The 4,194-nt window shown below is 73.1% G+C and carries 2 protein-coding genes; both read left to right on the top strand.

Annotated elements, in window-relative coordinates; all coding sequences use genetic code 11:
- A partial coding sequence (locus tag EES42_RS45260; protein ID WP_164495495.1) for a type I polyketide synthase occupies positions 1–3,082 on the top strand: 3,082 nt, incomplete at its 5' end.
- A gap of 104 nt (positions 3,083–3,186) precedes the next feature.
- Positions 3,187–4,194, top strand: a 1,008-nt coding sequence (locus EES42_RS39465; RefSeq protein ID WP_206433811.1) for a beta-ketoacyl synthase N-terminal-like domain-containing protein, incomplete at its 3' end; no start/stop codon positions are given.

The following is a 4,194-nucleotide window of genomic DNA, read 5'->3' on the forward strand; positions in this document are numbered from 1 at the left end:
TCTGCGCAAGAACCGTGACGAGCCGGAGAGCCTGCTCACCGCCCTCGCCGAACTGCACGTACGCGGCAAGACCGTTGACTGGGCGACGTACTTCGCCGAAGTCGGCGCCGGCGCCCGCCGGGTCGACCTGCCCACGTACGCCTTCCAGCACGGTCACTACTGGCTCAAGGGCGGTGCGGGGGCGGGAGACGTCCGGGCGGCGGGGCTCGGGACGGCCGATCACCCGCTGCTGGATGCCACGGTCGAGCTGGGCCACTCCGACGAGTACGTCTTCACCGGCCGGCTGTCGCTGGACAGCCACCCCTGGCTCGCCGACCACACGGTGATGGGCACGGTGCTGATGCCCGGCACCGCGTTCGTCGAACTGGCCGTCAAGGCCGGTGACGACGTGGGCTGCGACCACCTCGAAGAACTGACCATCGAGGCACCGCTCGTCCTGTCCCCCGAAAGGGCCGTCGGCCTCCAGCTGTGGGTGGGGCCCGCTGACGAGGCAGGCCGCCGGGCCGTGGAGATCCACTCCCGCGACCTCGGCCGAGCGGAGGCGGCCTGGACGCGCCACGCGAGCGGCGCCCTCACGTCGGGCGGCGACCGGCCGGACGCGGGCGACCTCACGGTCTGGCCGCCGGAAGGCGCCACCGAAGTGCCCGTCGACGGGCTCTACGACTACCTCACAGCCATCGGCTACGGCTACGGCCCGGTGTTCCAGGGTCTGCGCGCGGCATGGCGGCTCGGCGAGGAGGTCTTCGTCGAAGTCGCCCTGCCCGACCGTACGGAGACCGAGGCGGCCCGGTTCGGACTGCACCCCGCGCTCCTCGACTCGGCGCTCCACGCGATGGGTCTGAGCACGTCGCACGACGCCGACGGCGACGGCGGGGGCCGCAACCGTCTGCCGTTCGCCTGGAACGGCGTGACGCTGTACGCGGCGGGCGCCGACGCCCTGCGCGTGCGGATCACCCCCAAGGACTCCCAGGACTCCACGGGTGCCAAGGGCCCGGAGGGGGTCTCGCTGACCCTCGCGGACCCGAAGGGCGCGCTCGTCGCGGTCATCGAGTCCCTGGTGCTGCGCACCGTCACATCGGCACAGCTCGACGGGGCGCGGCAGTCCACGCACCACGACTCGCTGTTCCGCCTCGGCTGGTCACCCGCCGCGGTCGACCGCACCTTCCCCGACGCCCGTTGGGCCGTGCTCGGGGCGGACCACCTCGGTCTCGTGGCATCCGGTGTCGGCGTCGACGCCTTCGCCGCCCTCGACGACCTGGCGGCCGCACCCACTCCGCCGCCCGCCGTCCTGCTCGCCTTCGCCCCGTCCGCCACGGACGCGGCCGCCTCCGAGGCCGCTCATGAACGTACGGCCGAGGCCCTGGAAACCGTCCAGGCCTGGCTGGCCGACGAGCGGTTCACCGACGTCCTGATGGTCGTCGCGACGCGGGGCGCGGTAGCGGTCGACGGTGAGGACGTGACCGACCTGGCACAGGCGGCCGTGTGGGGGCTGCTGCGCTCCGCGCAGTCCGAGGCTCCGGGCAGGTTCGTGCTCGTCGACATCGACGACGCGGACGTGTCCGCGCAGAGCCTCGTGACGGCCGTCGCCTGCGGTGAGCAGCAACTCGCCGTCCGCGCAGGGGAGATACTCGTCCCGCGCCTGGACCGGGTCGCGGTCGCCGCGCTGGACGCCGAGCCGGTGGCCGACCCCGACGCCGCCAATCGGGAAGACGCCGACGCCGCCGACCGGGAAGACGCAGACCAGGGAGACACCGCCGGTCAGCCGGGCACCGCGCTGATCACCGGCGCCAGCGGTTTCCTCGGCGGCCTGGTCGCCCGCCGCCTCGCCGAGCGAGGCACGCGCCACCTGCTGCTGGTCAGCCGCCGCGGCGCCGACGCGCCGAACGCTGCGCAACTCGCCGAGGAGCTGGCCGAGTCGGGCGTGGAGGTCACCTTCGCCGCCTGCGACACGTCGGACCGTTCCGCGCTCGCCGCGGTGCTCGCGGAGATCCCCGCGGCGCACCCGCTGACCACGGTGGTGCACGCCGCGGGCATCGTGGACGACGGCGTCCTCGCGTCCCTGACCCCGCAGCGGCTCGCGGACGTGCTCCGCCCCAAGGTCGACGCGGCCTGGCACCTGCACGAGCTGACCAAGGAACTCGCGGTACGGGAGTTCGTACTGTTCTCCTCGGCCGCCGGTACCTTCGGCGGCCCGGGACAGGCCAACTACGCGGCCGCCAACGCCTTCCTCGACGGACTGGCCCAGCACCGGAGCGCCCAGGGCCTCCCCGCCGTCTCCCTCGCCTGGGGCCCCTGGGCGGAGAGCGGCATGGCGGGCCGGATGGACGAGGCCGACATCGCCCGCATGGCCCGTTCGGGGCTCGCGCCCCTCACACAGGAACAGGGCATCGAGCTGTTCGACACGGGCCGGGCGGCGGGGCACGCGGTGCTCATGCCGACGCGGCTCACCGCAGGCTCCCCGCAGGTGCGGCCCGACGCGATCCCGCCGCTGCTGCGCGGGCTGATCCGCGGACCGGTCCGGCCGGCGGCGGCGGGCAAGAGCGGTCCGACGGGCGCGTCGGCCGCGGACCTCAAGCAGCGACTGGCCGCCGCGGACACCGCGGAGCGGGACCGGATCCTGCTCGACATCCTGCGCACCGCCATCGCCGACGTGCTCGGCCACGGCTCTCCCGCGGCCGTGGAAGTCACCCGCGGTTTCCTGGAGATCGGCTTCGACTCGCTCACGGCGGTGGAGCTGCGCAACCGGCTCAACGCCGAGACCGGCCTGCGGCTCCCCTCGACGCTGGTCTTCGACCACCCGTCCCCGGAGGCGCTGGCCACCCACCTGCGGGACCAGCTCGTCGAGGACGGGGCGACCTCGGCACTGGCCCTCCTCGCCGAGCTCGACCGGCTGGAAAGGGTGCTGGCCGCGGTCGCGTCGGACGACGCCGACCGGGCCGCGGTCACCGACCGGCTGCGGGGGCTCATGTCCACGTGGAACGGCGGCGGAACCGAGGCCGACGCATCGGGCGGCCAGGACCTCGAATCGGCCACGGCTGACGAGATCTTCGACCTGCTGGACGAGGAGCTCGAAACGTCCTGAGGGGTTCCGGGTTCCCTCCGTTTCTGCCTCCGCCCACCCCGAACACCCCCAACCCCTCGAACATCCCGATCCACGTCGATCACCTCTTCAAGGAGTGACACCCCATGGCGAACGAGGAGAAGTTCCTCGCCTACCTCAAGCGGGCCACGGCGGACCTGCGCGAGACTCGCCATCGGCTGCGCGAGATGGAGGACCGGGAGCGCGAGCCCATCGCGATCGTGGGCATGAGCTGCCGCTACCCCGGCGGCGTCAACAGCCCCGAGCAGCTGTGGGAGCTCGTCGCCGCGGGCGGGGACGGGATATCCCCGTTCCCCACCGACCGCGGCTGGGACGTGGAAGGGCTCTTCAGCTCCGACCCGGGTGAGTCCGGCACGTCGTACGTGCACGAAGGCGGCTTCCTGCACGAGGCCGGCGCCTTCGACCCGGGCTTCTTCGGGATCTCCCCGCGCGAGGCGCTGGCGATGGACCCGCAGCAGCGGCTGCTCCTCGAAGTGTCCTGGGAGGCCTTCGAGCGCGCCGGCATCGACCCGACCTCGCTCAAGGGGAGCAGGACGGGAGTGTTCGCGGGCCTGATGTACCACGACTACATCAGCCAGCTCCAGTCCGTACCGGACGGCGTGGAAGGCTACTTGGGTACGGGCAACTCGGGCAGTGTCCTGTCCGGCCGCGTCTCCTACACGCTGGGCCTCGAAGGGCCTGCGGTGACGGTGGACACGGCGTGCTCGTCGTCGCTGGTCGCCCTCCACTTCGCGGTGCAGTCGCTGCGGTCGGGCGAATGCTCGATGGCGCTGGCCGGCGGTGTGACGGTGATGGCGACTCCTGGCACGTTCGTGGACTTCAGCCGCCAGCGCGGCCTGTCGTTCGACGGCCGCTGCAAGTCCTTCGCCGCGAGCGCGGACGGCACGGGCTGGGCCGAGGGCGCGGGCGTGCTCGTGGTGGAGCGCCTCTCCGACGCACGCCGCCTGGGACACCGAGTGCTGGCCGTCGTAAGGGGTTCCGCGGTCAACCAGGACGGCGCGAGCAGCGGCCTCACGGCGCCCAACGGCCCGTCCCAGCAGCGTGTCATCCGCCAGGCCCTGGCCGGCGCGAGGCTCGCCCCCGAACAGATCGAC

Source organism: Streptomyces sp. ADI95-17 (genome assembly GCF_003846175.1).
In the GTDB taxonomy this organism is placed as follows: domain Bacteria; phylum Actinomycetota; class Actinomycetes; order Streptomycetales; family Streptomycetaceae; genus Streptomyces; species Streptomyces sanglieri.